Here is a 24,566-nt window from a genome sequence, read left to right as displayed (position 1 = left end):
GAGCAAGACGTGCTCGCCTACATGACCTTTCCCAAGCAGCATTGGGCCAAACTTCACTCGACCAACCCCATTGAGCGATTGAACGGTGAGATCAAGCGGCGCACAGAGGTCGTCGGCATTTTCCCCAACGACGACGCCATCGTGCGCCTGGTCGGTGCGCTGCTGCTCGAACAGAACGATGAATGGGCCGTCCAGCGATCCCGCTACATGACACTTGAGACAATCGCCACAATGAGCGATGATCCGCTCATCAGCCTGCCAGCAGCAAGCTGATACTCATCCGACCCTCTGGGATGAGCCGTGGTCGTCTAAGCTACACCACGTCCTGGGACATGATCCTGAACCAACGACCCTGCTATTAAAACCTCCGTCTGGAACAGATTCGCTAGGCAAGCGAATAGTTTGGGCTCGCGGGAATGACTGATTGGGGCCGGAAGGAGACCGGCCGCGTCTGGAGGGCGAAGCCAGAAATGCAGACTTAGGCAGTGCAGTTCGGGTTCACCCCGAAGCCCATTTCGCGCAACGGAACTCGGCGCCTCCGGCGAAGCCGCGGTCGTCACCCCTCGTATGACAGTCACGACAGCCGGACCATCACCTGTGCGTCGAATCGATGTGTGCATCTCCGACTGATCGTTGATCAGCAGTCCCTGCCAGGTGCTTATCAGGGCCGGGAATCGGATGTTACCTCTTACCACTTTGTTGACTCACCCGCGGCTGAACAGTAACTTGGGAACTCGGTCATTAGGCTTGTCCTCACATGACGGATCAATCTCTTCAGCGTCGCCTTGCCGCCATCCTCGTTGCCGATGTGGTGGGATATTCACGCCTGATGGAGGCAGATGAAGTCGCAACGCTGGAGGACCTCAGGGAACTCCGTTCCGGCATTATCGAGCCGGCTGTGATGCGCCACAAAGGTCGCATCTTCAAGGTCATGGGCGACGGCTTCCTGATCGAATTCGGTAGCGCGGTGGAAGCGGTCGCAGCAGCATTGGAAATGCAACGGGCCACCGCTGCTGTCGAGGCTTCCGAAGACCGGCGCCTGCTCTTGCGTATAGGCGTCAATCTGGGAGATGTCATTGACGTCGGTTCAGACGTCCTCGGCGACGGGGTCAATGTCGCGGCGCGCCTCGAGAGACAGGCCGCGCCGGGAGGCATCTGCATTTCAGGCGGCGTTCACGGCGAGATCGTCGGCAAGGTCGACGACCGGTTCTTCGATGCAGGCGAACGCTACCTGAAGAATCTCACTCGCCCCGTCCACGTGTGGCATTGGCCGGATGCGCTGCAGAGCATATTGCCGCTACCCGAAATTCCTTCGATCGCTGTATTGCCGTTCACGAATATGAGTGGGAATGAAGCGGACGCGCCTTTCGTCGACGGCTTGACCGAAGACCTGATCACCGACCTCTCCCGAACGGCCGGCCTCTTCGTCATCGCGCGCAATTCCGTGTACGGCTACAAGGGCAAGCCGGTCAACGTACGGCTGGTCGCCCAGGAACTCGGCGTCCGCTACGTCCTGGAGGGGAGCGCCAGACGCGCAATGGGCCGTGTCCGCATCAATGCCCAATTGGTCGACGCGCTTGGCGGCGGGCACTTGTGGGCCGAGAGGTTTGACAGGACGGTGGAAGATGTTTTCGAGTTACAGGATGAAGTCAACGCCAAGATTGTTGAAGCCCTCGTCGGCCGGCTGACCATCCCGACGCAGCGCAATCGGCCGAAGAACTTTGAGGCGTACGACCTGTGTGTGCGGGCCCGCCTCCTGACGGAAGAGTCGCCGCAAACTGAGCGTGAGGCCTATATGCTGCTCCAACGCGCGGTCAAGCTCGAGCCATCATATGCCGAGGCGCTCGGTCTGCTCGCCTATAACCGTTGGCTGGCTTGGACTCATTTCGGCGAGCCCGAAGACCCGAACCGTCGGATGGCGGCGACGTTCGCGCAGAAGGCGGTCGACCTCGATCCCAACGATGCCGGCTGCCGTTACGTTCTGGGGACCATCTTGGCTTATGAGCGGCGATGGGAGGAATCGGAGGCCGCATTCGCCAAAGCCCTGGAGCTGGACCCAAACCACGCCGACACCTGGGCCGCCATGTCGGACATTTCCGTGCTGGATGGCAGGGTTGCCGACGGACTGGCGCAGATCGAAAAAGCCCTGCGGCTCAATCCCTATCCAGCGTGCTGGTATCTTTGTCATCTTGGGCAGGCGCAATACGCCGCGCGTGACTATGAGGCGGCAAAAGCTACCCTTCGCAGGGAAGACACGTATCGTACCAACTCGCGCAAATTCCTGGCTGCTACGCTTGCGCAGTTGGGCCACCGTGAGGAAGCGCGGCGAGAAGCCGAATTGTTCCTGATCGCCCACCCTCATTTCACGATCGACCATTGGCTCAGCTCCCAGCCGCTACGCGATGCATCTGTACGAGACCACTTTGTGGACGGCTTCCGAAAGGCCGGCCTGCCGGAGATGTGACAGCGGGTAGGGACAGTGACGACGCGTTCGAGGACATGAAGGCGACGACGCTTACTCCGCTATCGGCGGCGCAAAGATGCCGTTATCTTGAAACTATACAATGTCTGCTTTTCAGCAGGTGCAAGGCGTGCCTCAACGGCCGAAATCAGGGCGCAAAGCCGTCGTTGAACACAGTGGTCGCAAATCTCCGCAATCGCTCGACAGCGGACGAGGCTACAGAGGTCTTGAGGGAAAGGAACCGTCGACCCGCTATTCCGCAATCTGGCAGTTGAACGGAATCGGACCATCTTCCTGGTGGAGCATATTACATAGTCAACGGCTTAGGCATGCCTTGCGCCATGGCCGGATTTATCGAACTTTGCAGCTACGGCCGAGCGGGCCGCAAAAGGTATTTGACACCAGAACGTAGATAATTCTGGTAAGTGGCACGGCCGAGAGTTCGCTCGACACTCGTCCACACATACGGCGCGTTAGAGCGTGGTTGGTTGAGGTTTTGGTCAAGAAGCGAACAGCAAACTTAATGCTTCAAAATTTGGCTAAGGAACAGTTTCGTCCGCTGATGCTGTGGCTTCGTGAAGAAATCGTCGGGTGTCGCTTCCTCGACGATCTGACCCGAGTTCATGAAGATTACGCGGTCGGCAACAGCGCGGGCAAACCCCATTTCGTGGGTCACGCAGACCATCGTCATTCCATCCTTAGCCAAGGCCGTCATGGTCTCCAAAACTTCGGAAACCATTTCTGGATCGAGAGCCGAAGTCGGTTCGTCAAAAAGCATCACTGCAGGCTGCATGCAAAGCGAGCGGGCGATGGCCACCCGCTGCTGCTGGCCACCTGACAACTGGATGGGATACTTGTTCGCTTGTTCGGGAATGCGCACTCGCTCCAGGAACTTAAGCGCCCGTTCCCTTGCCTCCGTCTGCGACACGCCGTTGATCCACATCGGCCCGACCATGCAGTTCATTAGCACGGTCATGTGCGGGAACAGATTGAAGTGCTGGAATACCATGCCGACATTGCGCCGCACCTCGGAGACGTTGCGCATCTTCTCATGCAGGGCAATACCGTTTACGACTATCTCGCCCTCTTGATGGGCCTCCAAACGGTTAAAGCAACGGATCAGAGTGGATTTCCCCGATCCCGACGGACCGCAAACGACGATGCGCTCGCCCTTCCTGACTGTGAGATTGATATTCGTCAGCACCTGGAAGCTGCCGTACCACTTCGAAACGTTCTTCGCTTCGATGATCTTGTCGCCGTTCATCGGACTTTGCTCCTGGCGTAGTGACGCTCGATGCGGGATTGGATGAGCTCCAGGCAGATCGACATGATCCAGTAGAGCATGGCGGCGGAGATCAGCATTTCCATATGCTGGAAGGTCTTCTGGCCGAGCGTGCGGGCGAGGAACATCAGCTCCCAAACGCCGATGACCGAGACCAGCGAGCTGTCCTTCAGCATGGAGATGAACTGGTTGCCAGTCGGCGGAATGATGACGGGCAGCGCCTGCGGCAGGATGATCTTGCGCATGGTGATGCCGAAGCCGAAGCCGATCGAACGTGAGGCCTCCCACTGACCGCGGTCGATGCTCTGGATGCCGGAGCGGAAGATCTCGGTCATGTAGGCGCCGTAGCAGAGCGACAGCGCGAGAATACCGGCCGGCACCGCATCAATGACGAAGCCGAGCTGCGGCAGGCCGAGATAGATCAGATAGACCTGCATAAGGAGCGGCAGGCCGCGGAAAAATGAGGTGTAGAAACTGGCGATCGCATAGGCGAAGCCATTGGTCGAGAGCTTGGCGACGGCGCCGAGAATGGCGATCGCCGAGGCAATGATGATCGAGATTGCGGACACGTAAACCGTCGTGACCAGACCCTGGGTGATGAGAAACGGCAGTTTCTCCTCGATGAAGGGCAGGCTGAGATGGAAGGTCTCGAAGAAGGCCAGGAACAGGATCAGAAGCTCGAGCCAGACGATGGCGATCTGGGCCCTCAATGGCGCGAAACCGATCAGCACGACGTTCAGCGCAAACATCACGGCAATAACGAAAGCGATGGCGAAGCGTCCGTAGAGACCGCTTGTGGCGGGATCGCCGATGACAGGGCGCATCAGCTCGCCCATCGTTGTGCCGGTCAGGTTGAACATCAGGAAAGCCGCCAGCACCGCCCCAAACAGCGTCGCGACGAACCAGGGCTTATGTACGAGTACTTCTGACTCGACAGTATCGGGATAAAGCATCTCTTGTCCCTTCCGGCGGAAGGACGGTCCGGTTATCCGGACCGCCGTCTGCATCGCTTATTTTACCACTGTGTAGTCTACGCCGTACCACTTGACGGAGAGCTTGCTCAGCGTGCCGTCCGCCTGCATAGCCTTCACGGCTGCGGCGATCTTGTCGTTGAATTCCTTGTCGCCATGTTCGATCGCAACGGCGAGCGGCTCGTAGAAGACGGCGTCGCCGAGCTGCTTGATCGGATAGCCGGCCTTCACCGCATCGCGAATGCTCGGCAGCGAGGAAACGACGGCATCGAGACGGGTGCCGTCACCGAGACGCAGATCGTCAAAAGCGGTGGTCGAGTTGGCATAGGACTTCACCTCCTTCGGCTTGAACTCGTACTTGAAGGGCGGTGCCCCGGCAGCGTCGAGCGTCAGGTCGCCCTTCGCATAGGCTTCGAAAGTCGAGGTCGCGGTGGTGCCGACGACTTTGCCGTCGAGGTCGGAAAGCTTGGTCGCTTTGCTGTCCTTGTGAACGGCAACGGCTGCCGGAGTATAGTAATAGACAGCGGGGAAATCGAAGATTTCGGCGCGCTTCTTGGTCGGAGTCATCGAGCCGACGTGCATGTCCCAGCGGCCGGCCCAATTGCCGGCCGTAATGATGTCCCAGCCAGGCGTCACGAACTCAACCTTCACGCCCAGGCGCTTGCCGATATCCTTGGCGACATCGACGTCGAAGCCGTCGAGCTCGTTATTCTCATTCATGAAGGATTGCGGCGCCCAGTTGGCGTCGGTCGCCACCTTCAGGTCCTTGGTCGCCATGACGCGGTCGAGGACGGTACCTGCATTGGCCGAGAGGGCTAACGCAACCGCAAGCGATGCTGCAATCGCGGAAATCTTGGTCAGTCTGTTCATGCGATGGTTCCCTTTTTTGTCATTCTTGGTTTTCCGGGTGCAGGATTATTCCTGAACACCAAGCAATCTTGGGCGTGGAGAGACCCCTCAGTCTTCCGGCGATGCGAAGCAGCGGCGGGCCGCGCCGTTCCTCGGTTCGATGGAAGTCAGAGTTCTCCTTTCTGCCGCATTTCGTCACGGACGGAGCGGGCAATGCGGAAGACTTCGACACCGGCCGGAATGCCGCAATAGACGGCAATCTGGACGAGTGCCGCCCTGAGTTCGTCCTCGGTCAGCCCATTGCGGATCGCACCGCGAAAATGAATGCCGAATTCATGCATGCGGTTCAGCGCCGCGAGCATACCGAGGTTGAGGAGACTGCGTTGCTTGAGATCCAGGCCTCCATCGGTCCAGGCGATCCCCCAGCAATATTCGTTGAGCAAATCCTGAAACGGTGCCGAGAAACTGTCCGCGCCGTTCATGGCGCGATCGACATAGTCATCGCCCAGCACCTTGCGGCGAACCGCTTCGCCGCTCCCTCTCAAACCTTCATCCATGCTTCGCCTCCCTAGCGGTCAGGAAGCGACGCATGAGATCGGCCACGATCAGCGGCGCTTCGATGAGAATTGAGTGGCGCAGGCCGGGCAGGATACTGAGCTCCGAGCCCGGGATACGCTCGTGCATGTAGCGGGCCATCCGCGGATTGGATCCGTCGTCGTCCTCGCCTGTGGCAATCAGGGTCGGGCAACGGATCTGGTCGAGGAAGCCGCCAAAGTCGGTTTCCGCCAGCACCCGGTAAGCCGCGGCATAGCAATCTGGATCATTCTCGGCGTCGCGCTGCCGGAGCCTTGCAATTACCTCGGGATTCTTTTCCTGGAACTCTTCGGTCAGCCAGCGTGACAGCGAGGCGTTGTGATGATCAGCTGGCGTTCCGGCCCGTAGCGCAGCAAGCCGCTCAAGGACCCTTGCGCGTTCTTCCGGCGTCCGCCCGGCGACCGTCGACAGTAGCACGAGTTTACGGAGCCGCCCGAGATGGGTTAGCGCCAAACGCTGGGCAATCAGTCCGCCGAGCGAGAAGCCGGCGAGATTGAAGGTCGAAAAGCCTGCCTTGTCGGCCAGCGCCAGCGCCTCGTTGACGAAATCGTCGATCTCGTAGCGACCCTTGACCCGGCTCGAGTGGCCGTGGCCGCGCAGGTCGAAGGTGAGCACTGTGAAGCTTTCCTTCAGGAGCTCGACGACGCCCGACCAGGCTTCGAGATAGGAACCGACGCCGTGGATGCAGACCAGCGGCTCGCCACTACCGTCGATCCGGTAATTGAGTGTCACGTCTCCAACGGCATGACGCAGTACCTCTGCCATGTCAGCCTACCGTCGCTCTGCGCTGCTTGTCCTTTTCACGCGCTGCGAAGAAGGGCATGATTTCGGTGATGAACAGCTCCAGCGTCCGCTTCTGCAGTTCGAACGGCAGATTGAAGGTCAGACCAAGGCAATATTGATCGACGCCGGCTGCTTCAAAAACGAGCAGCTTTTCGATTGCCTCGTCCGGCGTCCCGAACATCAGGTTCTTGCGGATATTGCCAGGATTGTAGTTGTCCTTGCCCTTGACGGCCTCGTAAGGCACCGCTTCGGGAAAGCCCTCGCGCACGGTGCCTATGTTCTGCATCAGGTTCTCGAAAGCGCGGCCGTAATCCATGCTGTGCTTGACAGCGGTTTCCCAGCCGTCAGTCTTGTCGTAGACACAAGTGCGCCGCTGCATCATGAAGCGTGGGCGCGGCACTTCCGGGTGATCGGCAACGGCCTTGTAAAACTTGTCGGACAGCACCTGGATCTCGGCGGCCGGTGCCGAGAGCGGCGTCGAGAGGATGCTAGCGCCATTGGCGATCGCCCAGTCGAAGGTGCCAGGGTCGCGCGCTGCGACCCAGATCGGCGGATGTGGCTGCTGCAACGGCTTCGGCACCGACGTGGCGATCGGAAATTTCCAGTAGTGTCCATCATGTTCGTAGTCGCCCGCCCACAGCTTCTTCACGGCTGGGACAATCTCCTTCATGTAGGCGACACCCTCCTGCTGAGGCATGCCGCCGGCCATCCGGTCGAACTCGTACTGATAGGAGCCGCGGGCGATGCCGAATTCCAGGCGACCGTTCGTCAGGTGATCGCAAAGCGCGGATTCGCCGGCAAGCCGGATCGGTGTCCAGTACGGCGCGACAAGCGTCGAGGTGCCGAGCCTGATCTTCTGCGTGTGCTGGGCAAGCCAGACCAGCGTCTGAAACGGATTCGGGGAGATGGTGCATTCGATCGTGTGATGTTCGGCTGTCCAGAGCGTTTCGAAACCACCTTCGTCGGCGATCCGCGCCAGCCTCAGAAGGTTGTTCTTCACGGTCGCCATCGGGATCTCGGGCGAGAAGCGTTCCATCGTGAGAGAGACTGCGAACTTCATCTTTACCTGCCTTTCGCTACTTTGCTCGTCTGGTCACTTCAGCCGCATGACAAACGGGTCCTGCATCGCACCGGAGTAATCGACGATGATGTTCTTGAGCCGCGAGAACTCGCGCATCACTTCGAACCCGCCGCGGCGACCGTAGCCGCTCTCCTTGAAGCCACCATTTGCGGACATGAACGAGGAGGTGCGATAGGTGTTGATCCAGACCGTTCCGGCGTCGATCTGGTTGGCGAAGCGTAGGGCGCGATCGATGTCCTTGGTCCAGATGCCGGAGGCCAGTCCGTAGCGCGTGTCATTGGCGAGCTCGATCATCTCATCCTCGCTCTCGAACGGCATCACTCCGACGACAGGCCCGAAGAGTTCATCCCGCATGAAGGCCATGTCGTTCTGTGCCTCGACCATCACGGTCGGCTCGAAATACCAGCCGCGCGAAAATTCCTCCGCCTGCGGACGTTTCCCGCCGGCGGCCACCTTGGCGCCTTCCTTGAGCCCCGAGGCCACATAGCTTTCGACCTTCGCCAGCTGATCGGCGAGCGCCAGGGGGCCGATGTCGGTTTCTTCCACCATCGGATGCCCGACCTTGATCCGTTCGGTCCGGGCGACCAGGGCATCGATGAAGCGGGCGTAGACACCTGCCTCGACGAAGCAGCGCGAACCGGCAACGCAGGTCTGGCCCGCCGCGGCGAATACGCCCGAGACGACGCCGTTGACCGCATGGTCAATATCGACATCGCCGAAGATGACATGCGGTGATTTGCCGCCAAGCTCCATTGAGCAGGGAACCAGGTTTGCGGCAGCGTTTCCGGCAATGCGCCGCCCGGTATTGGTGCTGCCGGTGAAGACATATTTGGCGACGTCCGGGTGGCGCGTGAGCGCCTCGCCTGCACTCTTGCCGGTGCCGGTAACCACGTTGACCACTCCTGCGGGAAAGCCGGCTTCGGAAATAAGCTCGGCAAGTGCCAACGACGATGCGGTCGCGTGTTCGGACGGTTTGATGACGACGGTGTTACCGATCGCAAGACAGGGCGCCAGCGTGCCGGTCAACAGCATCAGCGGCGAATTCCACGGCGTGATCATGCCGACGACGCCGAGCGCTTCGCGCATATTGAAATTCAGCGTGTCGAGCCTGTTGACTGGCATCGTGTCGCCGTGCAGCTTGTCCGCCATGCCGGCGAAGTATTGATAGGTATCGGGCATTGCGCGCATCTGGGCGCGCATTTCCCTGATCAGCTTGCCGTTGTCGCGCGTCTCGATCGCCGCCAGTTCGTCCGCATGTTCTAGGACGAGATCCGCGAGCCTGCGCACCAGCTTGCCACGATCCGTCTGCGTCATGCGCCGCCACGCGGGATTACGAAATGCCGCATTTGCAGCCGCGACAGCTGCCGCGACATCGTCGGCATCGGCATCGGCCAATTCATACCAGGGCTCACCGGTCGTTGGATCGTAGCTTGCGATATAGTTGCCGTTCTTCGGCGCCACGAATTCGCCGTTGATGAACAGGCCCTGTCGCGAACCTTCGATGGAGCTGACTGTCGTCTTCATGTCACTGTCCTTGGTCTTGAGAGGCTTGGATCCAGGCACGGGCTTTGCCGTCGATCATCGCGACACGGCCACCGTCGTCGGAATCCATGTAGATGCCGAAGCGTCCGGCCTGACGTTCACACACGTAGCGTCGCAGCATCGAACGCAGTTCATGAATGGGGATCGCCTCGTAGGGTAGATCGTCGATGGCGAAGAAGCGGAGATCGGCGGGCAGGTTGATATCGGTTCCCTGTCCCGCCAGCCGGGCGCGATAGACGAGATAGCCGGGATCGCTGTCTACAACGTCGAAGACGGAATAGAGGAAGGTGTCTTCCGATACGAGGCGAAGCGCATCGCCGCCCTCGACCACCAATTGGCTGTCGGCCTTGCGTCGGCGGGCGGATGGCAGTACCCAGCCGCCCTTGCCATCCGAGCGCAATAAGAGGCCATCACCCGCTTCGATCAGATAGCCGATGATCATGCCATGGGAGGCGAGCCAGCCGGCCGGCAGCGGGTCCTTGACGCTGGCATAGCGACCGCGGCAGAAGCCGAGCGGCGCCGTGGGGCTCGTTCCGAAAGCACGTACCTCTCCGATCAAAACTGAATGATCGCCCGCATCGACGGTGCTATGGGTCGTGCAATCAAACCAGGTTAGGCTATCGGTGAGGACAGGCGCGCCGGTGTGAATATGGTCGTGATTGACCGATTGGAACTTGTCCGGCGACTTCGACGCGAAGACACCTGATACATCGACCTGGCCCTCGTGCAGGATATTTACTGCGAAACAGCCGGCATTCGTGAAGGCCTGATAGCTGGAAGCCGATTTGGCGACGCAGACCAGCAGAAGCGGTGGATCAAGCGAAACGGAGGTGAAAGAATTGGCGGTCATACCGCGCGGCGTGCCGTCTCCGTCGCGCGTGGTGATTACGGTCACGCCCGTCACGAAAGTTCCGAAAGCCCGGCGGAGTGCAACCGGGTCGATCGGCGCATCCGTCTTTGCCGCTGTCTCCGCCATGCTACCTTGCCTCCTCCGTTTGTTGAAGAGGAGGCTATCGTTCCTAGCTACGCGGTTCTTCCATCACTTCGCAGCATTGAGAGCGAAACTTCTGCTGCGATCCGTAGCACGCGAAAAACGGCGTAATGCACGCGGATCGCAAAGAGGACGCGGGATGCGGGGATTATTTTTCGACTGTGGCGTGATTATCAATGACGCGGTGCAGGCGGATTGCCAGCTCAACGGCGAACCGCTTCTCCGGCGTCTCGACATCGACTCCGAAGAGTTCCTGAATGCGCGACAGCCGGTAGCGCAGCGTGGTGACATGCAGCCCCATCGTATCGGCGCAGGCCTGACTGCGGCAGCCTTCCCGCAGATAGGTGGATAGCGTTTCCAAATAGGGTGTTCCGTTCTCGCGATCATGCTCGGCAATAGCGCCGACGTTCTCTTGCACGAAACTGCGCACGTCACCTGCTTCCGAAGCTGCGACCAGCATCGGGAGTGGGCCGAAATCCTGGGCCGAAACAGCGCCCGTTAAGCCAAACGAGCGGCCGATGCGGATCATCCGGCTGCAACGCTCCCAGGCAGGCGGGTAATCGGATAGTGCGGCACAACGGCTACCCGCCACAACAACAGGCGCCTCGTCGAAATAGCGTCCTAGCTCCTCGGCGATACGGCGCGCAAGTTTCGCTGTCCGCTCCTGGCGCTTGCTGGCATCGTAGGGCAAAAGGCAGACGACCCCGCCATCGATCGCAATCAGGTTCACCTGCAGCGAGGCCTGCTGCATGATGCGCGCAAGCGTATGCTCGACATCGACGGACGCACCGCCGTAAGCTTTTGTCTTCTCGGGAAAATCGACGACGATCATCTGCTGCGGCGCCGAGAAGTTGAGGCCCAACCGTTGAGCGCGCTGGGCGACATCGCCGGCATTACGCCATCTCGCCTCTACGATCTCGAAGAACAGCTCTGTCTGGGTGCGGGTTTCGAAACGGAACCGGATGAAACTGCGCATCATCTGGACGCTGAGGGCAAACTTGGCGCTGTCGAGCATCAGCAGGTCGAGATCGCTGAATTCGCGGGAGGTCGGGAAGATGATCAACGCACCGACGAGTTGGTTATCGACCATCAGCGCCTCGATGCGGGCCGAAGTCTTGAAGCGCTGATTCCCGTCGTCGAGAAACAGGCTCGCGGCATCGGTCGTGCCGCGCTCGATCGCATCGCGCGCCGCCTTCATCAGCGGCCGTGCGAGGGTCGTAGAGGCTGCTTCCTGCCAAGCGGCCTCGTCATAAATCGTACTCGGTGAACGCCCCGCGATGACCTGATTGGCGGTGAAATCGATGACGACGGTCGGGTTCGGCAGCATCATGCCGACCATTGCCGAAAGAGGCGCGACCGCCCCATCGCTCAAAACATGCTCAAGCAATGATGTGTGCGCCTGCAACGCGCGCTCCAGTCGCTGCGCCGCGCGTTTTTCTGCTTCCAGCCGATGCTCGCGGTCGACTGCAATGGCGCCCATCTGGATGATGGCCCCGAGAAAGGCGAGGTCTTCCTCCGAAACCTCCGCAACTTGGCGCGAGATGACGCTGAGTACCATCGGACGCCCTTCGGCGTCTTTGCAGTTCATCGGCATGACAAGCACCGTTCGATAATCACGCTCGAAGGCTTCCTTGCGATAGCCGGGAAACTCGACTGACTCGCGGGCGTCCCGGACATAGACGGGTTCGTTGCGCTGTAGTGCAATCAGCGACGGGCTGGTAGCCAGTTCCCATTTGTCCGGAAGCTGGCGTTCGATCAGCGTCGGGTCGTAACGTACGATGACGTGGGCGTACCCATGAGCCGCATCAATGCCCATGATTGACCCCAGAGCCCAATCCGCATGGCGGCAGGCGGCGGCAATGAGTTGCTGCAGCACGGTCTGAAGATCGCCGCCGCTGTTGATTTGGTTGGCAACGTCGCGGAGCGACAATATCCTGGGTTTCTGGTCCAAATCATCTCGTCTCTCAACATCTGCCAATTACACTGCGCGCGAGAGAGGAATAAGTCTACTCTGTATCAATGAAGTTCGAGGTGCATATTTCCGCGAAACATAGGAAGACCCCGGTGACGATCCCGTTAGAGTGCCACGCAGTTCCAACGATATGAAACGGCGCAATCTATGACGATCGGCATCCGCAAGATCTGCACTTTCTTAGAAGAAACGCTGGTGGAAGGCGGCAAGACGGCGCCTCGGCCAGTCAACATCGTCGTAGTGGCGGCGTTGATCCAGAATCCCTGGGCTGGGCGCGGCTTCGTGGAAAATCTGCGGCCTGAAATCATCCGCATCGCCGGCGATCTTAGTCATGAGATGACGTCCCGACTATTGCGCCAAATGCCAGCCGAGAAGGTCGAAGCCTGTGGCAAGGCGGCTGCGGTCGGCATTAACGGCGAGATCGAGCACGCCTCTGCAATGATCCACACGCTTCGTTTCGGCAATCCGTTCCGCGAGGCGATCGGCGGCACGAATTATCTGGAATTCGCCAATACCAGGAATGCGCCAGGCGCGTTGCTTTCACTGCCAATGATGCATAAGAGCGAAACGGGAAAGCGCTCGCATTTCCTGACCGCGAACTTCCAAATCGCCGATGCGCCAGGCCCGGACGAGATCATCGTGGCGATCGGTGCCTCTGACAGCGGCCGCGCCCATGCGCGCATCGCCGATCGCTTTCAGGATATCGCCGAGATGGAAGCCGAAAAGTCCGAGCAAGTTTGACATCCGCATAAGATGAAAGCATCGGAGGCAACACGGGCCTGATGTCGATAAAGCTGGACGCTCTTGACGTACGCATTCTCGACGCGATCCAGCGCGATGGCCGCATCACAAAGCTTGCGCTCGCCGAAAAGGTGGGACTATCGCCAACACCCTGCTGGGTGCGGCTCAGAAAGCTTGAGAAGGCGGGCGTCGTTACCGGCTATCATGCGCGCATTGCGCATCGCCGGATCGCATCCATCATGAGCGTCATCGTGGAAGTGACGCTCGCCAATCATAAGCAAAGCGACTTTGAGCGTTTCGAGCGCGCGATTGCTGTCATTCCACAAGTCATCGGATGCTGGTCGGTGGGCGGCGGCCTCGATTATTTCCTGAAGGTCATGGCGCCCGATATCGATGCATATCAGCGATTGATCGACAGTCTTCTCGATCGGGAACTCGGGATCGAACGCTATTTCACCTACATCGTCACCAAGACTCTGAAAGATGAATCGATATTGCCGATCGCCGCCCTCACACAGGTCGGAAAGCCGCCAATGCTGTGACTTATCGAGTTGGCGAAGGTTGGGAGTCGAGTTTGCTTTTTTTGCAGTTGAAGGGAATCGAACCGGAGGCCCACTTTTATCGAAACGGTCGAAGTCTCAAGAAATGCGCGGTCTGGAGAGACTGAAGCGAAATTCCCACGCGCTAACGCCACAAAGTCGATATTGGAACAGCGGACAAACGTTCCCCGAAAGGGATCATCTTGTGATGGTCATACAAGACCATGCCTGAAACAAACCGTTCTCCGGATGCTTCGGCCAAAATTCGCAATCCCGAAAAATCTGAACTCGAGACGGATGCCGCCGCTTTTATCTCGATACCGACGATCCGCCCTTTTCTATCTTCGATAACGATATCGACTTCGTTCTGTTGCTTGTCACGAAAATGCGAAAACTCGAAGCGGGTTTGCCCGCCGCTGGCGAGTTTAAGGATCTCGCCGAAAACGAAAGTCTCAAGCAATGCCCCGAACTGCCCCCTGTCTTCCCGGAGACTCTCGAGAGACAGGTCACGAAGTGAAGCGAGAAGGCCAGAATCAAGGAAATGTATTTTCGGGGTCTTGGTCAGGCGTTTCAGTTTGTTGGAAAACCAGGGTTGCACGGTTCGGGCCAGGAACAGGCTCTCGAATATACCAACGTATTTCTGCGTTGTGATGTGGTTCATGCCGATGGCGGCGCCAATTCCGGAATAATTCACGAGCTGTCCAGAATGCTCTGCCAGAATGCGTAGCAGGCGCGGCATTTGAGCAATCTGCTCGATTTGCGCCACATCGCGAACGTCGCGTTGAACGATCGCCTGGATATAATCCGCATACCAGTCGTGTCTGCGGCTCAAGGTTTTGCGGCCCAATGCCTCGGGATATCCACATGCCAGAACTGCCGCCATCAGGTCGTCTCCGACGATTGGCTCTCCGGCCTTTGCGTCATTTTGAAAGGCGTCGCGCAGGAAACTGCCGCCGGCGGCTCTAATCTCGCTTTGAGCGAGCGGCAGCAATCGGACGACCTCCATGCGTCCTGCGAGTGAGTCCGCCACGCGTGGCAGTGTCATGAGATTAGCAGAGCCGGTCAGAAGGAAACGTCCTGGTCGCTGGTCGGTATCCACGCTTTCCTTGATGGCCAGCAAAAGCTCAGGGGCGCGCTGAATTTCATCGATGATGGCGCGATCCATTCCTCTTACAAAGCCAACTGGATCCTGTGTCGCTGCCTCCAGGGTCGTCGCATTATCCAGCGTGTAATAATCCATTTCCTCATTGGCCATCTTCTTGGCCAACGTCGTTTTTCCTGATTGTCGGGGACCCACGATCAGTATGACTCGCGTGTCTGACATGGCGTCGGTAACGCGTTGCTCAACGAGCCTTGGATAGAGGGCCACAGCTTCATTCCTTTGATGACTGTTTGAAACTATGGTAATGACCGATTGAAAGTCAACGCGTGACCATTTGAAATTTACATGGCGGCTGATTGAAATCGGAACCAAGAGTAGCTGACATGCCAGATTGCGGCATGAGGGAGGCGAGAGGCCACGCGGGCGCTGCTGACCTTCGCTGATTGGTAACCGGAACTGACCAAGCTGATCTCAATGGAGGGGTATCCAAGAGCGAAGCGAAAGCAAATTTGTGCATATTTCCATCACAGCGCCAAGCCGACCAGCTTTAACCAACGGAAGGAATGCAGCTCTTGAGCGGATTCGAACCAGTGACCCTCAAGAAACAAGTCGCTGCTCCCGCGGAAGCAATGAATTGAAGCGTCATGAGGGGCTATGGAGCCGAGATCATCATGGCTGTGGGACGTTCTAGCTCAGCGGCGGCTTGCCTATCATCGTGACCATGATCCGGCGGACGAACCGATACAAGAGCCTTCCATGCCGGCGGCGAAACCCGCCGGTCCCGTCTAAAACCTTAGGCGGCATTCGAGAATTGGCCTGTTGAGCGTTGAGGCCGGGGGGTCCGTAAGGGAGGTCCTGTTGACGATTGGGTACCTGATTTGACGACAGAAGGAACCGGAATGTGGAGGTACGCGATGTTCCGTCGAGCGCAACCAGAACGAGAGTGGCGATCCGATCGAAAACTAACTGTTGACCGATCGGTTTAAGCCCCGTATATGTGTGCTCATCGATCTTTTGCTTGCCGAACTTTGTCTACCGCGCGATTGGCACAGCGCCTTAAGCGAACTTCCCTCTCAAAAATAGTCGGTTCCCATCTGCGCAGCGTCAGCTTCGCGGTCCCTCACTCTATGCTTTGAAAGGGTTCATCATGACCACTGGCACAGTAAAATGGTTCAATTCCACCAAAGGCTTCGGCTTCATTCAGCCTGACGATGGCGGGGCTGACGCTTTTGTTCACATCTCTGCCGTTGAGCGCGCCGGAATGCGTGAGCTCGTCGAAGGCCAGAAGATCGGCTTCGAGCTTGAGCGCGACCGCAAGTCGGGCAAAATGTCGGCCTGTAATCTGCAGTCCGCTTAATCGATATCTGCTTTCCTTTGACCACGGATGTACTGGCACTGGAAGCTATTTCATCAAGGCCAGGCGTTTTGCCTGGCCTTTTTCGTTTCGGATGCTAACCGAACTAATTAAGGTTCCAATGACACAAGCACACAGTAAATCCCGCCAGCAGGCGGAGATCGCCTTCGGCAACGTCCAGACGCAGTTCTTTGCCAAGAACAACGCGGTGGAAGAGCTTGAATCCATCGCTGAGGCCCGGAATGCCAAGACCCTCAGGCTGCGAGAGGCGCGTCTTGCCAAGGAGCTGGCCGACCGTATGTCAGCGACATCCAACCTCATCCCCAAACGCGCCAAGACGCGCTGATCTCTGCTCCACTCATTATCGGGATAAGAATGAAGAACGCCAGAAACAACGAAGTCTCCGATCGCCGCGCCGCATCCGCTGACGCCAAAGCTGCCCTCCTCAATGCCTATCGTGTGGCAAAGACTGCGGCAGAACCAGCTAGGATGGCAAGGCAGGCCCAACGCGCTGCTATTGCCACCGCTCGTGAGGAGCGGCGTGTTGAACGTGAGCGCGTGAAACTCGAGGAGCAAAAGCGTACCGAGATCGCGGCGGCAGAGCGGAAGGCGGCCGCTGAGGCGGCTGTAGTTGCCGAATCCGAAGCGCGGGAGGGCGCCGAAAAAGCGCGTATAGCGCGGATGATCGAAGATGAGGCGGCGCGAAAGGCCGAACGCGACCGCCGTTACGCCAACCGCAAGGCAAGACAAGCCTAGCCATTGTCCATACCGCCCCGATGCGACAACATGACGTCGCCATGCCGGGGTCCACTTAAGCGGAAGGAGCCCCATGGCACAGGATACGAAAGAACTCCAGACGATCAACACGGCGTGGCAAATCGCAATTCAGGAAATCCTGCGCATGGTCATCCGTGACATGTACCATGCGGGCGGCGAGGCAAACTTCAAGACACATATCAAACGCATCGAAGAGGCGGCCGTCGACAGCATCTATACCGATCTGAGACTTCGGGGAACCGATGAATGGACCGAGGTGCTTGTCAAGGAACGGGCGAGCAATTTCGTGACGACCCTACTGACGTCGTTCACCTATGACCGAGCATGACCAGGTGCTGACTGGCAGCAAGTTCCTGCGCGTGGAGCGCCACGTCAAGCCGAGCCAGGAACGTATCGCGGGATTCGACCACATCGGCTGTTTTTGCCCTCGTCTGCATGGCAATCGCCCGCACGACGGCAAACAGGTTCTTCATGCGATGCCGTGTTTCGGCGATGATGAACTCCTGCTCGGCGTCGTGTCGTTGCCGCTCCGTCACGTCGTCGAAGATGACAAGGATGTTCGGGCTATTGTCATCGGGATGGATGAGAAGTCGTGCGTCGACGAGAAAGGTTCGCTGGCCGATCGTTGGAAATCGTGCTTGACTTCGTAGCCGATGACCGATGCAAAGGCGGATAGATTGCTGCAGGCGTCCTCGGTCGCGCATCTCGTCAATACCGGAAAAAGAAAAGCGTCAGGCGGGTCGCGAATTACGGCCGCCGAGACCGAGACCGAGACGTCGAGGTCTGCGCTCTGCCAATATCCTTGATGGGGTGCGCCGGGCGACCCCTTCGACCCGGTCGCCGACCCGCTGCTTGCCGTCGGGGTGCCTTTCGTGTTCACGACAGGCTACTACAAGAGCTCCGTCCCTGCGCAAAACGCCCATGTCATCCGCTGCGAGAAGCCAGTCAATGCGCACAGCGCTCTACGGGCGTATGCGCGATCCCGGCGGCTCAAGCTCCCTCATTCTCCAAACCGGAAGGCTGCCCAGCATGCGACGCAGACCGGATGACCGAAACGACGGCCCAAATCAGCCTCGTTGTTCGGCAAGAAGTCCAAAGACGATCCTTCGTCAATACGGGGGTATTTTGCAGTTGAACCACCTCGAACCGCGACGCGCATCACCTATGGGTTTCACTTCAACTAGCGGGAACACTACCTTACGCGGACGCGAGCTCATTGAGATCGCCAACTGAAGCTTGGTGTGAAGCAGGCGATTATCTCAGAGGACGTAGGGGTCTGCGTCTGAAGCCAAAAACTTAGCTGCTGGGCAAAGTCTCTGGCCGTTCCTGCGCGCCGTGAAGGATGCGAAGGACTCGAACCGCAATTTCGATAATGGCGTATACAGCGATATACGGCGTTCCGGTGATAACCAGTTCGCGCGTCCCAGCAATTCTTCCAACGCGTCCGCTTGCGGGAAGTCGATCAAGCGGCGGGTGGCGGCCACGATCCGTTCGTCGATCATGACAGCGGCTGAAGGATTAAGCGTGGTACATGGCGTCCCTGAGGGGCAGCCACCTGGACCAAAATGCGGGTTGGCTTGCAGCGATGGAATGAGAAAGAACTGACGCCAGCGCAAGTCATCGCGATATTGCGCGCTTCTCCCTACCTGAGTTCGGATGTCGACGTGACGTAGTAAAAAATTTTTCTGCCAGGAAACTCCATTCCCCCTTGAATCCTTAAGACGCTGAATTACATCGATATTGTCGATCGCCCCATGGGGATTGACACAAGTCCAGGAGACGCCGGTCGCTCTTGGCGTCTCCTTGTATCCATGTTGCTTATAAGGAGGATATGGCTATGAGGACAAACCTCGATTTCTCTCCCCTGTTCCGGTCAAGCATCGGCTTCGACCGAATGTTGAACGCGCTCGAGGCCGCAAGCCGCGCCGAGATGGTCGACAACTGGCCCCCTTACGACATTGTGAAGAGCGGTGAGGATGACTACCGCATTGCAATGGCTGTGGCTGGCTTTTCCCAGGACGAACTGGCCGTCACCCAGGAACAGAACATGCTGATCGTCGCGGGGCAAAAGGCGAACGGCGAGGACGTTCATTATCTGCATCGCGGCATCGCCGGCCGTTCATTCCAGCGTCGGTTCGAACTGGCCGACCACGTGAAGGTGGTGGGTGCGAGTCTCGTCGACGGTCTGCTGACGATCGATCTCAAGCGCGAGATCCCTGAGGAGATGAAGCCGCGTCAGATCGCGATCGGAACCGTTCAGACGATGCCGCAGACAAAGCAGATCAAGGCTGACAACCAGGCGGCTTAAGGCTTCCTCAACCGCGGGGCGCACCAAGGCGCCGGGCCTGGCCCGACGCTTTCAGAGAGGGCTCTGCCTGTGAACCTATGGAAAGGAGAAAAACCATGAGTGTTCGTGATCTGATCCCCTTGCGCCGCAACAATGGCGGCAAAACTCTTCTTCGCGATGACGAACGTGATCCTTTTCTGTCGTTGCATCGCGAGGTGAACCGGCTGTTCGACGACGTTTTCCGCGGCTTCGGATCCGGCCTAACATCTTTCAACAGCGACTCCAATTTCGGGGCCGGTTGGCCGAGCGTCGAGGTCTCCGACTCCAACAACCGGATCAAAGTGACGGCCGAGATGCCTGGCCTTGAGGAGAAGGACCTTGAGGTCCTGCTCGAGGATGGGGTCCTGACGCTGAAAGGCGAAAAGAAGTCGGAAACGGAAGACAAGGAAAAGCAGTTCTCCGAGCGCTATTACGGCCGCTTCGAGCGCCGAATTCCGCTGGGTGCCGAAGTCGAGGACGATCAGGTGAACGCCACGTTCAAGAACGGCGTGCTGACCGTCACCTTGCCGAAAACCGCGAAGGCGCAATCGCAGGTCAAGCGCATCACCATCAAGAGCTGATCTAACGAATGAGCGGCGGCCGGCCAATTTGGCAGCCGCCGTCCACGTTAATGTGCAACCGACCGATAAGGAGTAATGAACGATGCTAAAGTCCCTGTCTTCGAACAACCGGACCGCTTTCGATATCGTCAATATCGTTGCCGGTCTGATTCTGTTACTGGCGCCCTGGCTGTTCGGCTTTACAGGCGAGCCCTCCGCCGCCTGGAATGCCTGGATCGTCGGCATTGCGATTGCCGTGATCGCAGCCGTGGCACTATATGCTTTCTATGAGCCCGAGGAATGGATCAATGTGGTGCTGGGCATCTGGGCCGTGGTCGCGCCATGGGCCCTCGGCTTCTCCGCAATCACAGCGGCGACGTGGGTGCATGTCATTGCCGGTATTGTGGTCGCAGTCCTGGCAGCCGGCAATATCTGGTTTAACCATAACCATCCACTATCCACCGCTTAGGAAAATAAGGACGGGCCCGTCTCGGGCCTGGTTCTTTTCGACCCTTTACGCGCAAAACGTGAGGGGAAGGTGGTATGCAAAGACCTGCGTACCGCGCGGATGGTCCCCCTATGGATCGGTGGATCCTCATGGATAAGGCCGCCGGAATGAGCACAGAGGTGGGCATGACGGAGTTGCCACCTTAATGCAACTCACCGTGGCTCTAGCGTCGACGCATGCGGCAGACCATCGTCGCTTTTCGAGCAGTCCACACTTCTAGCCGCCACGCGCGGAGCAGCGCCGCATCGAACGACGCTGCCGAACAATCCCTAATTTCGTAGAGGCGGATCGTACCGCCGAGAGTTACAGAGAAGCGGTGCGCTGGGGTCGCATCGGATTCCTGTTCGGCCTAGCCTTCCAGGACACCATGACGGCTGGCATTCCTGCCTCGAGGCATGCGGCTATGAACGCCTCCCGCGCTAAGACCGCGGGAACAACGCCATTGATCGCGCCGCGGCAATTCTTGACCGCTCGCTCGTGGCGCTCGCCATTGCGCAAAGGCCACTCGTTCTCCAAAAAATCCAATGCGTCATAGACGCCCGTGAAAGTGCGCTCCAGGCCACACTGGAGCCGGATGGTCACCGGCCGGGTCCAAGGGACATCGTTCAGCGGCATATTTTTCCTCCTTTCATGCCACCAATGTTCGCCTGAAATTGATATTGTGCGAGCTCACCGCTCCTTCAAGATCCTGCGTAGTCGTCGGGGATGAAAGGGTGTGGCCGGCTTATCTCTGCCGATCGGGGCTTCCATGCGAAGCCGAGCTAGAGCAATCCGGCCTTCTTATTGCGCGCTCGTCATCCTAACGGACGGCGAGCGCCGAAGCGCGTTTTAATGCAGGGAATGACTGATCATGTGGTAAGGATGGACTGCTTTGAACTGCGAGATCATCGCAGTTGCCTTTTGCAGTACGCGCGCCGCATTTTCGGGTTCGTCGCGGGCGAGTTCATCGGCATTAACGCGGATCGCCTCTGCCATATTGGCCGAAAGTGCGGCAAAGTGCCTGTTGCCTTCGACAAAGGCTTCACGTGCCGTACCCTCGAGGGTGCGGGCGATGTCGACAAAGATCTCTTCCCGTTCCTCGATGCTGAGGTCTTTGATAATTTCGATTTTCTCTTTCATATCGATCTCACTCTGAACAGACGTGCGATGGTGACCGAGCTCATCAAGCCTCGGCTGGCTAACAGCTAGGAAGGCGAAAATTTGGATTCAAGTCCGAACGCCGCTTGAACTCGCCGTCGGACGACTCCTCCGCAACGAAATGGCTGTGCGAACGCGACCACAGGCATTTGAGAATTGGAATGTGGTAGCGGACGCCGGTTCCTTACAGGCCAATGTACCGCGCGCAACTACGAGCGAAGTTCCGGGCTAAAAAGAGGAGTTTGTTGCCCCTTTTCATCGGTTTAGCAGTCCTCCCTCCAGAGTGCTAATTTTTTCGTTTTCTCCTCTTGAAATCGAAAATTCCCAAAACCAGATCATTTCGCGCAAGGCGCTCGTGTGAGGTTTTGCACCCGCCCGGACTGGTCATCTGGTCCGGACAGGGGAACAACATCGTCATTGTTTATGTACTGGAGGAAAGCATGTCGTTCCGACCGCTTCATGATCGCATTGTCGTCCGCCGCGTCCAGTCTGAAGAAAAGACAAAGGGTGGCATCATCATCCCCGACACTGCCAAGGAGAAGCCGCAGGAGGGCGAAGTCATCGCCGTGGGCGCCGGCGCACGCAATGAGGCCGGACAAATTCAGCCGCTGGACGTCAAGGCGGGCGACCGCATCCTTTTCGGGAAATGGTCCGGCACCGAAATCAAGATCGACAATGAAGACCTGCTGATCATGAAGGAAAGCGACGTCTTAGGCATCATTGATGCGAAGGCAGCCGAGAAAGAGGCGGCCTGAAACGGCGCAGGGCAAATTTTTTTCATCAGTCAAACCAAGCTGCCTAACGAGGAGTGAAGATATGGCTGCTAAAGACGTCAAATTCAACATCGACGCTCGCGAACGTATGCTGCGTGGCGTCGACATCCTTGCCAATGCGGTCAAGGTGACGCTCGGCCCGAAGGGCCGCAATGTCGTCATCGACAAGTCCTTCGGCGCTCCGCGCATCACCAAGGACGGTGTCACCGTTGCCAAGGAGATCGAGCTGGAAGACAAGTTCGAAAACATGGGCGCACAGATGCTACGTGAAGTCGCCTCCAAGACGAATGATCTTGCCGGCGATGGGACGACGACTGCAACGGTGCTTGCTCAGGCCATTGTCAAGGAAGGGACAAAGGCCGTTGCCTCCGGCATGAACCCGATGGACCTGAAGCGTGGCATCGATCTTGCCGTCGACGCTGTCGTCAAGGAGCTAAAGACCAATGCCCGCAAGATATCCAACAATTCCGAAATCGCTCAAGTTGGCACCATTTCTGCCAATGGCGATGCTGAGATTGGGCGGTATCTGGCCGAGGCCGTGCAGAAGGTCGGCAATGAAGGCGTCATCACGGTCGAAGAAGCCAAGACCGCCGATACTGAACTCGAAGTCGTCGAAGGTATGCAGTTCGACCGCGGCTATCTCAGCCCGTATTTTGTAACCAATGCCGAAAAGATGCGGGTCGAATTCGAGGAGCCGTACATTCTCATTCATGAGAAGAAGCTGTCGAATCTGCAGTCGATGCTGCCGGTTCTCGAAGCGGTCGTACAGTCCGGCAAGCCGCTTCTGATCATTGCCGAAGATGTCGAAGGCGAAGCACTCGCAACACTCGTCGTCAACAAGCTGCGGGGCGGTTTGAAAATCGCGGCTGTCAAGGCTCCCGGCTTCGGCGATCGCCGCAAGGCGATGCTGGAAGACATTGCCATTCTGACGGGCGGCACCGTCATTTCCGAAGATCTCGGCATCAAGCTGGAAAACGTCACGCTCAATATGCTCGGACGGTCCAAGAAGGTGTCGATCGAAAAGGAGAATACGACGATCATTGATGGCGTCGGTTCGAAATCGGAGATTGATGGCCGGATTTCCCAGATCAAAGCGCAAATCGAGGAAACCACCTCGGACTACGACCGCGAGAAGCTGCAGGAACGCCTTGCCAAGCTCGCCGGCGGTGTCGCGGTCATCCGCGTCGGCGGCTCGACCGAAGTGGAGGTGAAGGAAAAGAAGGACCGCGTCGATGATGCACTGCACGCAACGCGTGCGGCCATTGAAGAGGGCATTCTTCCGGGAGGCGGTGTGGCGCTGCTGCGCGCCATCAAATCGCTCGACAATCTCACGACCGAAAACGACGATCAGCGCGTCGGTGTCGAGATCGTCCGCCGCGCCATTGAAGCACCGGTACGCCAGATTGCCGAGAATTCCGGCGCCGAGGGCTCCATCATTGTCGGCAAACTGCGCGAAAAAGCCGATTTTTCGTTCGGCTGGAACGCTCAGACCAACGAATTTGGCGATCTTTATGCTCAAGGTGTGATCGACCCCGTCAAGGTCGTGCGTACCGCGCTTCAGGATGCAGCCTCGATCGCCGGTCTGCTGGTGACAACGGAAGCGATGATCGCGGAGAAGCCAAAGAAGGAAACCGCACCTGCTTTGCCGTCAGGGGCTGGGATGGATTTTTAAGGGCTACGGTCCGCCCGCTTCGGTGGGCGGACCTAAATCCGCAACGAACGTTGATAAATCCACAATCACCATCTCCTGCAAGGAGGCAAACGCAATGAGAAAGGTAAACGACACGAATTCCGCATCTCAACAAGCCGCCACGGCAGCGATCAGCGCCGGACATCTGCTGCACCCAGCAATGCACTTCGGTCACCCGCGTGAGGTGCTGACGAACGAAAACATCAGCAAGGATGAGAAGCGAGCAATCCTTGCCTCATGGGCGTCCGACATATCCGCGATAGAATCCATACCGGACCTGCGGTGTTATCCCGGGATGAGCGAGATCGTCTCCTACGACGAAATTCTTGCGGCCTTGAAAGCGTTGGACGGCGACGATCAAAGCCATACGAAGCAAAATTCATCCCCCTCCATCGACACCAAAAAGACGAACCGCCGAAGGCCACAAATACGCCATTCGGTCGGCTTCGGCCTGTGCAGCTATTGGAAAGGAGGACGTGCCCGACAACCGTTCGAGATTTAGATGCTCCATCTGTGCCCCTGCGTGCTTTTAG

General features: G+C 58.2%; 27 protein-coding genes and 1 pseudogene. 14 read left to right on the top strand and 14 right to left on the bottom strand.

The features are described from left to right. Both K290_RS35345 and K290_RS0129660 read left to right on the top strand, forming a co-directional pair. Positions 1–273 (top strand): IS256 family transposase (locus K290_RS35345; RefSeq protein ID WP_037136588.1); only part of this gene is annotated, 273 nt, incomplete at its 5' end. Positions 274–757: 484 nt separating this feature from the next. Beyond that, the gene (locus K290_RS0129660; RefSeq protein ID WP_028755099.1) at positions 758–2,464 is read left to right on the top strand and encodes an adenylate/guanylate cyclase domain-containing protein; all 1,707 of its coding nucleotides are present in this window, start codon (positions 758–760) and stop codon (positions 2,462–2,464) included. 517 nt (positions 2,465–2,981) lie between these two features. Here K290_RS0129660 and K290_RS0129655 read toward each other — a convergent pair. The 9 genes from K290_RS0129655 to K290_RS0129615 form a co-directional block, all read right to left on the bottom strand. After that, complete coding sequence (locus tag K290_RS0129655; RefSeq protein WP_028755098.1) at positions 2,982–3,725, bottom strand: amino acid ABC transporter ATP-binding protein; 744 nt, start codon at positions 3,723–3,725, stop codon at positions 2,982–2,984. Continuing rightward, positions 3,722–4,696 (bottom strand): amino acid ABC transporter permease, encoded by a 975-nt coding sequence (locus K290_RS0129650; protein ID WP_028755097.1) that lies wholly within the window; start codon positions 4,694–4,696, stop codon positions 3,722–3,724. Before K290_RS0129650 ends, K290_RS0129655 begins: the two co-directional genes overlap by 4 nt. 57 nt (positions 4,697–4,753) lie before the next feature. Further along, positions 4,754–5,584: a transporter substrate-binding domain-containing protein gene (locus K290_RS0129645; RefSeq protein ID WP_028755096.1), complete on the bottom strand. Its 831-nt coding sequence runs from the start codon at positions 5,582–5,584 to the stop codon at positions 4,754–4,756. Between the two features lie 146 nt (positions 5,585–5,730). Next, positions 5,731–6,120 (bottom strand): carboxymuconolactone decarboxylase family protein, encoded by a 390-nt coding sequence (locus K290_RS0129640; protein WP_028755095.1) that lies wholly within the window; start codon positions 6,118–6,120, stop codon positions 5,731–5,733. After that, entirely contained in the window at positions 6,113–6,922 is an 810-nt protein-coding gene (locus K290_RS0129635; protein WP_028755094.1) for an alpha/beta fold hydrolase, read from the bottom strand. The genes K290_RS0129640 and K290_RS0129635 overlap by 8 nt, the downstream gene beginning before the upstream one ends. Position 6,923: 1 nt before the next feature. Further along, a complete protein-coding gene (locus K290_RS0129630; RefSeq protein WP_028755093.1) occupies positions 6,924–8,000 on the bottom strand; it encodes an LLM class flavin-dependent oxidoreductase in 1,077 nt (358 codons plus the stop codon). A 33-nt stretch (positions 8,001–8,033) separates the two neighbouring features. Next, the gene (locus K290_RS0129625; protein ID WP_028755092.1) at positions 8,034–9,545 is read right to left on the bottom strand and encodes an aldehyde dehydrogenase; all 1,512 of its coding nucleotides are present in this window, start codon (positions 9,543–9,545) and stop codon (positions 8,034–8,036) included. Position 9,546: 1 nt separating this feature from the next. After that, positions 9,547–10,539 carry a flavin reductase gene (locus K290_RS0129620; RefSeq protein ID WP_028755091.1) on the bottom strand — a complete coding sequence of 331 codons (993 nt, stop codon included), beginning with the start codon at positions 10,537–10,539 and terminating at the stop codon, positions 9,547–9,549. Positions 10,540–10,702: 163 nt separating this feature from the next. Further along, complete coding sequence (locus K290_RS0129615; protein WP_028755090.1) at positions 10,703–12,505, bottom strand: helix-turn-helix domain-containing protein; 1,803 nt, start codon at positions 12,503–12,505, stop codon at positions 10,703–10,705. Positions 12,506–12,673: 168 nt separating this feature from the next. Between K290_RS0129615 and K290_RS0129610 the strand changes: the two genes are divergently transcribed. Together K290_RS0129610 and K290_RS0129605 are read left to right on the top strand one after the other, a co-directional pair. Then, entirely contained in the window at positions 12,674–13,267 is a 594-nt protein-coding gene (locus tag K290_RS0129610) for an amino acid synthesis family protein (RefSeq protein ID WP_028755089.1), read from the top strand. A gap of 47 nt (positions 13,268–13,314) precedes the next feature. Beyond that, the gene (locus K290_RS0129605) at positions 13,315–13,809 is read left to right on the top strand and encodes an Lrp/AsnC family transcriptional regulator (protein ID WP_028755088.1); all 495 of its coding nucleotides are present in this window, start codon (positions 13,315–13,317) and stop codon (positions 13,807–13,809) included. Between the two features lie 142 nt (positions 13,810–13,951). Here the strand turns inward: K290_RS0129605 and K290_RS0129600 are convergent, their stop codons facing one another. Continuing rightward, complete coding sequence (locus K290_RS0129600; RefSeq protein ID WP_028755087.1) at positions 13,952–15,175, bottom strand: ATP-binding protein; 1,224 nt, start codon at positions 15,173–15,175, stop codon at positions 13,952–13,954. An 880-nt stretch (positions 15,176–16,055) separates the two neighbouring features. Here K290_RS0129600 and K290_RS0129595 point away from each other — a divergent pair. From K290_RS0129595 to K290_RS0129580, 4 genes are all read left to right on the top strand, one after another. Next, a complete protein-coding gene (locus K290_RS0129595; protein ID WP_016736157.1) occupies positions 16,056–16,265 on the top strand; it encodes a cold-shock protein in 210 nt (69 codons plus the stop codon). Positions 16,266–16,383: 118 nt separating this feature from the next. After that, complete coding sequence (locus tag K290_RS0129590; protein ID WP_028755086.1) at positions 16,384–16,608, top strand: hypothetical protein; 225 nt, start codon at positions 16,384–16,386, stop codon at positions 16,606–16,608. Between the two features lie 29 nt (positions 16,609–16,637). After that, a complete protein-coding gene (locus K290_RS0129585) occupies positions 16,638–17,018 on the top strand; it encodes a DUF6481 family protein (protein WP_028755085.1) in 381 nt (126 codons plus the stop codon). A gap of 73 nt (positions 17,019–17,091) precedes the next feature. Next, positions 17,092–17,367: a hypothetical protein gene (locus tag K290_RS0129580; RefSeq protein WP_028755084.1), complete on the top strand. Its 276-nt coding sequence runs from the start codon at positions 17,092–17,094 to the stop codon at positions 17,365–17,367. On the opposite strand, the gene K290_RS38565 is transcribed toward K290_RS0129580, so the two are convergent. Further along, entirely contained in the window at positions 17,348–17,476 is a 129-nt protein-coding gene (locus tag K290_RS38565) for a hypothetical protein (RefSeq protein ID WP_245276706.1), read from the bottom strand. The two genes, K290_RS0129580 and K290_RS38565, sit on opposite strands and share 20 nt — an antisense overlap. A gap of 859 nt (positions 17,477–18,335) precedes the next feature. Next, a pseudogene (locus tag K290_RS36675) lies at positions 18,336–18,622 on the bottom strand (type II toxin-antitoxin system RelE/ParE family toxin). Between the two features lie 254 nt (positions 18,623–18,876). Here K290_RS36675 and K290_RS0129560 point away from each other — a divergent pair. From K290_RS0129560 to K290_RS0129550, 3 genes are all read left to right on the top strand, one after another. Continuing rightward, positions 18,877–19,347: an Hsp20 family protein gene (locus tag K290_RS0129560; RefSeq protein WP_028755081.1), complete on the top strand. Its 471-nt coding sequence runs from the start codon at positions 18,877–18,879 to the stop codon at positions 19,345–19,347. Positions 19,348–19,442: 95 nt separating this feature from the next. After that, positions 19,443–19,946, top strand: coding sequence for an Hsp20/alpha crystallin family protein (locus tag K290_RS0129555; protein ID WP_028755080.1), 504 nt, complete (start codon positions 19,443–19,445; stop codon positions 19,944–19,946). Positions 19,947–20,028: 82 nt separating this feature from the next. Beyond that, the gene (locus tag K290_RS0129550) at positions 20,029–20,394 is read left to right on the top strand and encodes an SPW repeat protein (protein ID WP_028755079.1); all 366 of its coding nucleotides are present in this window, start codon (positions 20,029–20,031) and stop codon (positions 20,392–20,394) included. 342 nt (positions 20,395–20,736) lie between these two features. Here K290_RS0129550 and K290_RS0129540 read toward each other — a convergent pair whose 3' ends face one another. Beyond that, positions 20,737–21,048, bottom strand: coding sequence for a DUF982 domain-containing protein (locus K290_RS0129540; RefSeq protein WP_028755078.1), 312 nt, complete (start codon positions 21,046–21,048; stop codon positions 20,737–20,739). A gap of 213 nt (positions 21,049–21,261) precedes the next feature. Further along, positions 21,262–21,552 carry a hypothetical protein gene (locus K290_RS0129535; protein WP_028755077.1) on the bottom strand — a complete coding sequence of 97 codons (291 nt, stop codon included), beginning with the start codon at positions 21,550–21,552 and terminating at the stop codon, positions 21,262–21,264. Between the two features lie 458 nt (positions 21,553–22,010). On the opposite strand from K290_RS0129535, the gene groES reads away from it, so the two are divergent. The 3 genes from groES to K290_RS0129520 all read left to right on the top strand — a co-directional run bounded on the left by groES (position 22,011) and on the right by K290_RS0129520 (position 24,535). Continuing rightward, on the top strand, positions 22,011–22,325 hold the full coding sequence (gene groES, locus K290_RS0129530; RefSeq protein WP_028755076.1) for a co-chaperone GroES: 315 nt from the start codon (positions 22,011–22,013) through the stop codon (positions 22,323–22,325). Positions 22,326–22,386: 61 nt separating this feature from the next. Then, entirely contained in the window at positions 22,387–24,015 is a 1,629-nt protein-coding gene (gene groL, locus K290_RS0129525) for a chaperonin GroEL (protein WP_028755075.1), read from the top strand. Between the two features lie 94 nt (positions 24,016–24,109). Next, positions 24,110–24,535, top strand: coding sequence for a hypothetical protein (locus K290_RS0129520; RefSeq protein WP_028755074.1), 426 nt, complete (start codon positions 24,110–24,112; stop codon positions 24,533–24,535). Positions 24,536–24,566: the final 31 nt, after the last annotated feature.

The organism is Rhizobium leucaenae USDA 9039, from assembly GCF_000426285.1.
Taxonomy (GTDB): Bacteria; Pseudomonadota; Alphaproteobacteria; order Rhizobiales; family Rhizobiaceae; genus Rhizobium; species Rhizobium leucaenae.
The sequence above is the reverse complement of the archived record's forward strand: the minus strand, read 5'-3'. Positions and strand labels throughout refer to the sequence as shown.

Coding starts and splice junctions, on each gene's coding strand:
- K290_RS0129660 (WP_028755099.1), top strand. CDS start 758: ATGACGGATCAATCTCTTCAGCGTCGCCTTGCCGCCATCCTCGTTGCC.
- K290_RS0129655 (WP_028755098.1), bottom strand. CDS start 3,725: ATGAACGGCGACAAGATCATCGAAGCGAAGAACGTTTCGAAGTGGTAC.
- K290_RS0129650 (WP_028755097.1), bottom strand. CDS start 4,696: ATGCTTTATCCCGATACTGTCGAGTCAGAAGTACTCGTACATAAGCCC.
- K290_RS0129645 (WP_028755096.1), bottom strand. CDS start 5,584: ATGAACAGACTGACCAAGATTTCCGCGATTGCAGCATCGCTTGCGGTT.
- K290_RS0129640 (WP_028755095.1), bottom strand. CDS start 6,120: ATGGATGAAGGTTTGAGAGGGAGCGGCGAAGCGGTTCGCCGCAAGGTG.
- K290_RS0129635 (WP_028755094.1), bottom strand. CDS start 6,922: ATGGCAGAGGTACTGCGTCATGCCGTTGGAGACGTGACACTCAATTAC.
- K290_RS0129630 (WP_028755093.1), bottom strand. CDS start 8,000: ATGAAGTTCGCAGTCTCTCTCACGATGGAACGCTTCTCGCCCGAGATC.
- K290_RS0129625 (WP_028755092.1), bottom strand. CDS start 9,545: ATGAAGACGACAGTCAGCTCCATCGAAGGTTCGCGACAGGGCCTGTTC.
- K290_RS0129620 (WP_028755091.1), bottom strand. CDS start 10,539: ATGGCGGAGACAGCGGCAAAGACGGATGCGCCGATCGACCCGGTTGCA.
- K290_RS0129610 (WP_028755089.1), top strand. CDS start 12,674: ATGACGATCGGCATCCGCAAGATCTGCACTTTCTTAGAAGAAACGCTG.
- K290_RS0129595 (WP_016736157.1), top strand. CDS start 16,056: ATGACCACTGGCACAGTAAAATGGTTCAATTCCACCAAAGGCTTCGGC.
- K290_RS0129590 (WP_028755086.1), top strand. CDS start 16,384: ATGACACAAGCACACAGTAAATCCCGCCAGCAGGCGGAGATCGCCTTC.
- K290_RS0129585 (WP_028755085.1), top strand. CDS start 16,638: ATGAAGAACGCCAGAAACAACGAAGTCTCCGATCGCCGCGCCGCATCC.
- K290_RS0129580 (WP_028755084.1), top strand. CDS start 17,092: ATGGCACAGGATACGAAAGAACTCCAGACGATCAACACGGCGTGGCAA.
- K290_RS38565 (WP_245276706.1), bottom strand. CDS start 17,476: ATGCAGACGAGGGCAAAAACAGCCGATGTGGTCGAATCCCGCGATACG.
- K290_RS0129560 (WP_028755081.1), top strand. CDS start 18,877: ATGAGGACAAACCTCGATTTCTCTCCCCTGTTCCGGTCAAGCATCGGC.
- K290_RS0129555 (WP_028755080.1), top strand. CDS start 19,443: ATGAGTGTTCGTGATCTGATCCCCTTGCGCCGCAACAATGGCGGCAAA.
- K290_RS0129550 (WP_028755079.1), top strand. CDS start 20,029: ATGCTAAAGTCCCTGTCTTCGAACAACCGGACCGCTTTCGATATCGTC.
- K290_RS0129540 (WP_028755078.1), bottom strand. CDS start 21,048: ATGCCGCTGAACGATGTCCCTTGGACCCGGCCGGTGACCATCCGGCTC.
- K290_RS0129535 (WP_028755077.1), bottom strand. CDS start 21,552: ATGAAAGAGAAAATCGAAATTATCAAAGACCTCAGCATCGAGGAACGG.
- groES (WP_028755076.1), top strand. CDS start 22,011: ATGTCGTTCCGACCGCTTCATGATCGCATTGTCGTCCGCCGCGTCCAG.
- groL (WP_028755075.1), top strand. CDS start 22,387: ATGGCTGCTAAAGACGTCAAATTCAACATCGACGCTCGCGAACGTATG.
- K290_RS0129520 (WP_028755074.1), top strand. CDS start 24,110: ATGAGAAAGGTAAACGACACGAATTCCGCATCTCAACAAGCCGCCACG.